General features: G+C 67.4%; 3 protein-coding genes. 1 reads left to right on the top strand and 2 read right to left on the bottom strand.

The genetic code is table 11. The annotated features are described in order from the left end of the window. Positions 1-91: 91 nt before the first annotated feature. Complete coding sequence (locus tag ACIA8L_RS56305; protein ID WP_395918529.1) at positions 92-1,483, bottom strand: MFS transporter; 1,392 nt, start codon at positions 1,481-1,483, stop codon at positions 92-94. Positions 1,484-1,715: 232 nt separating this feature from the next. Next, positions 1,716-2,636, bottom strand: a complete 921-nt coding sequence (locus tag ACIA8L_RS56300) for a tyrosine-type recombinase/integrase (protein ID WP_395918528.1) — start codon at positions 2,634-2,636, stop codon at positions 1,716-1,718. A gap of 130 nt (positions 2,637-2,766) precedes the next feature. Here ACIA8L_RS56300 and ACIA8L_RS56295 point away from each other — a divergent pair, with 130 nt between their 5' ends. Next, positions 2,767-3,360 (top strand): AAA family ATPase, encoded by a 594-nt coding sequence (locus ACIA8L_RS56295; RefSeq protein WP_395918526.1) that lies wholly within the window; start codon positions 2,767-2,769, stop codon positions 3,358-3,360. The last annotated feature ends 737 nt before the right edge of the window (positions 3,361-4,097 follow it).

The following is a 4,097-nucleotide window of genomic DNA, read 5'->3' as shown; positions in this document are numbered from 1 at the left end:
CGATGGCGTAGACGCAGGCAAGCACAGGCCCGAGCCGCTCATTACCGCAAACGACTCGAACCGCCGTAGGACACGACCCGCCGTTGCAGTATTAGTCGTGGTGACTTTGAGCCGTGGCGGCACTCTCGCTTCCGGGATAGGCCTCTATGGACGGCCTCGGCAAACGGATTGCGGCGAAGATACCGGCAGTCGCGATCACGGTCATGAGCGCGAACACCGCGCTGAACGCCACGATGGGAGCCGTGCGCAAACCGGCTAGGATTGCGCCGCTGACCGCCACGCCGGTGACGGCGGCGACCTGCCTGATCGTGCTGAACACTCCGGAGGCCGCGCCGGCATCGGCGTCGTTCACCGAGGCCATGGCAGCGACCGACAGCGGCGACCAGGCGACGGCGTTCGCGATGCCGAGCACCAGTGCCCCGGCCGCGGCCCACCAGGGGTCGATGCCCAGCACGACGACGAGCCAGATGAGCATCAGGCTGGCGGCGAGGAGGGCCATCCCCAGGATCGCCGGCCGGCGTGGTCCGACGCGGTCTACCCATCGACCGGCCACTGGTGACAACAGGGCCGCGGCTACGGCGTCCGGGGTCATCACCAGCGCGGCCTCCAACGGTCCCAGCCCCCGCACCTCCTGCAGGTACAGCATCGTCGGCAAGGCCATCGCGATGACGACGGTACCCAGGGCCGCCACCGCCGCGCTCGCCGCGAGAAACCCGGCCGAACCGAACACGGCCGGCGGGGCCAGCGCCGCCGCACCGATCCGGCGCTGCCGAGTCACGAAACCGGCCAGCAACGTCACCGCGATCGCTCCAGCGGCGGCGATCGCAGGCGCCGGGGTGTCGCGCCACGCGAGCAGTGCCCAGACAAGCACTCCGAGCCCCGCGGTGCTGAGCAACGCTCCCAGAAGGTCGAGGCTTGCGGCGTGGCCCCGGCTGCCGGGAATCCACCGCAGCCCCAGCAGGAGCGCGGCACAGCAGACCGGGACGTTCACCAGAAAGATCCATCGCCAGTCGAGGGCCGCGGTCAGCAGCCCCCCGAGGAGGGGCCCCAGCAGCGCGCCCGCCGACGCGACCGTGCCCCACAGGCCGAGCGCCCGCCCGCGCTCCTCGGCGCTGAACAGCCGACGAATGAGCGTGAGCGCCTGGGGTGCCATCGCGGCCGCCGCGAGCCCTTGGACAACCCGGAACAGCACAAGCCAGCCAACTGATGGCGCCAGTCCGCACAGCGCCGACGCCCCGGCGAAACCCCCGATTCCGGCGAGGAACACCCGTTTGGGGTCGTAGCGGTCCCCGAGTCGCCCGGCAACGAGCAACGGAACCGAGAGCGCCAGCAGATACCCGGCGGTCACCCAGAACAGCCCCGGAGTGCTTGCGTGCAGGTCCCGCTGGATACGCGGGCTCGCGACCGCCACGATCGTCGAATCGAGGAGGATGACGAAGAATCCGGCCAGTAGCGCGGCCAGTCCTGCCCATTTGTTCGTCATCAGGTCTCCAGTCTTACGCCGACCAGTCCGAACGCGTCCCGCGGACAACGGCACCGTCCACCTCCCCTGTCCCTCTGCCGCCACATTCGACCGCGCGCGTGGGGACGGTATCCCATCCTGAACGAACCGCACGCCCACAAGCCACGCCCAGCCGCCCGTCGGCCACAACAGCGACACGATGCATCGACACAAGATCGCATGCACCGTCTTCGGCATGTCGTGAACCGCGGGGTCAGGTTCCGGAGGCTATGTAGGCGGCGAGGATGCAATTGGGGTGGCGGTCGAGGCTGTTGCGGGCTCGGTTGTACCGCATCGTCGTGCGCGGGTCGGCGTGGCGGGCGGCGATCTGGACGTCGCGGAGGCTGACGCCGGCGTCAAGCATGGTCGGGACGAATGTGTGGCGGCGCATGTTCGGGTGCATCTGTGGCATGCGGACGCCGGCCGCCGCGGCCAGATGTCTGAGCCGCCAGAAGGATGCGTGGCGGTCCATGCGCCCGCCACGCATGTTGCACAGGGTCGGCCCGTCGCAGCGGTCACCGACAGCGCGCTCGACTGCCCGGGCCACAGCGGGCGGTAGCGGGACGAAGACGACCTTGCCGCCCTTGCCGCGGACCCGTAGGACGCGGTGGCCGTGTCCTTTGCCGAGGTCGGTGATCTTCGAACCGCAGGCTTCGAAGATCCGGAGCCCGAGCGGGCCGAGCAGCGCGATGAGCGCGAAGTCATTCGGACTTTTGCCGACCGCCGGGCGGTGGTGATCAGGGCCTCGAACTGCAGATGTCCGGGCCCGAGCGTTGGTGAAGCAGCGGGAACGTTCGGCCGCCGGACGTAGTCGGCCGGTGATTGCGGCAGGATGCCCTCGATGACGCAGGTCCGGCAGAAGCCGGTCACGATCGACAGGCGACGGGAGACGGTAGACGGCTGGTAGCAGCGCACATCCTGCAACCAGCGCACATACCGTTCGATGCCGATCCGGACCGTGGCGAGCGGATCGAGCTCGTGGTCGGCGCACCCGTGAAGGAAGACCCGCAGGTCGGACTCGCTGTGCTGCCCGAGTCAGGCCGCAGTAGCGACCCAAGTAGGCCGCGACAGCAGCCCGCAAAACAAGCTCACCCGAAGGCTCGAGATGAGCGCTGAAGACAGGAAACGCAGCCATGTACTACGGTGCGTCACCGGCCTCGATGAATGCCAGCACTCCCGCCGCGGCATTTGCGTAAACCAAGATTGAGATTCGTTCTTAGAATTCCGATTGCTTTGTACTGCTGATCCTTGGCAGTCTGCTGGCCATGGACGCCGCGCAGCTGGACGGTTGTGTGCTGGTGACGGGAATGCCGGGCGCTGGGAAGTCGACCGTGACCGCGCTGGCGGCCGGACTGCTGCCGCGGGCCGCTCGAATCACCGGCGACGAGATGAACATGATGCTCGTGAGCGGGCGGGTCGGGTTCCAATGCCAGCCGGCCGACGAGTCGGCGCGACAGGCGGAACTGTGCAAGCGCAATATGTGCTCGCTGGCCAACAACTTCGTCGACTACGGCTTCACGGTGCTGGTCGACACCGTGGTGGCCAACCGCGCCGAGCTCGATTTCATGCTCGGCCTGCTGGCGCCGCGCCCGGTCCGGCTCGTCATCCTTGCGCCCGGCATCGACGCCTGCACGTACCGCAATCTGCACCGCAACCCTGACGACCAGTTCTTCTTCGGCGGCTACCAGCAACTGGAGACCGACATGCGGCGCGACTTCGCTGATCTAGGCTGGTGGTTCGACACCTCAGCCCTCACCGCGCGAGAGACTGCTGAACGCCTCGTCGCTGACGCTGCCGCATGCTGCGGTGATCACGCCAACATCAAGCTGATCCCGATCATGCCGTGCTCGCGGACATGACCCGCTTGCCCGCGCCGGCATGCCCAGCTGCGGTTGCCCGCCACGACTCTTCGCAGAACTGGACATCCAATCGACAGCCCACGAGCACGGAACTAGGGAGCGTCTCAAAGTCGGCGTTGATATCCGCCGGCGGTTGGGTGTGTCGGAGATCGACATGGAGCGAGGTTCCCGGTAGAAGGTTCGTCGACCAAGACAGAACTGAACACCGGAGACCTCGTGGGCACCCTAGCGGTGGCGAGGCGACACGATCTGACCGACGCGCAGTTTGCGCCGTGAGGCGCTGTTGATCCGAACGGAGGTGGAAGACCTCCGTCGCTGGCCCTGTCGCAGCAGGGCGGTGGAGCTGGGGGCAGCCTGATCCGGGTGGTGCTGGGGAGGGTGGGAGCAGCCCTGACAACGCCGGGACGTGCCAGTACTGCCAGATGGCGCGGGTTCGGCAAGCGTGGTGGAGAGGAGTACGAGAGGAACCGGCGTTGTTACGTCCTAACTCGGTCACCGACTCAAAGCTGGTGGATATGGGTCGGGCGCGGTGCGCACCGGCGCCTTCGGGCGACTGGGAACTCCTCGGGCGTCTTATTGCGGGCGGTCGGGAGGCCATGGGGAAGGTCTGCGGCGTACTCATGGCGATGCCGCTGGGACACATGAGGTTCCCCCCGAACAGTGGACAGGTCTTTAAGCAGCGTTCGCTGTGCCTGTCAGGGCTTGCTCGTATCGGATTGGGCTGAGCATCCCGACTG

This window comes from Dactylosporangium sp. NPDC051541, assembly GCF_044454505.1.
Classification (GTDB): domain Bacteria; phylum Actinomycetota; class Actinomycetes; order Mycobacteriales; family Micromonosporaceae; genus Dactylosporangium.
Note: the sequence above shows the minus strand (reverse complement) of the source record. Positions and strands in the feature narration are given on the sequence as shown.

Bases quoted from the DNA above. Each gene is read 5' to 3' on its own strand.
- ACIA8L_RS56300 (WP_395918528.1), bottom strand. From the start codon at position 2,636: ATGGCTGCGTTTCCTGTCTTCAGCGCTCATCTCGAGCCTTCGGGTGAG.
- ACIA8L_RS56295 (WP_395918526.1), top strand. From the start codon at position 2,767: ATGGACGCCGCGCAGCTGGACGGTTGTGTGCTGGTGACGGGAATGCCG.
- ACIA8L_RS56305 (WP_395918529.1), bottom strand. From the start codon at position 1,483: ATGACGAACAAATGGGCAGGACTGGCCGCGCTACTGGCCGGATTCTTC.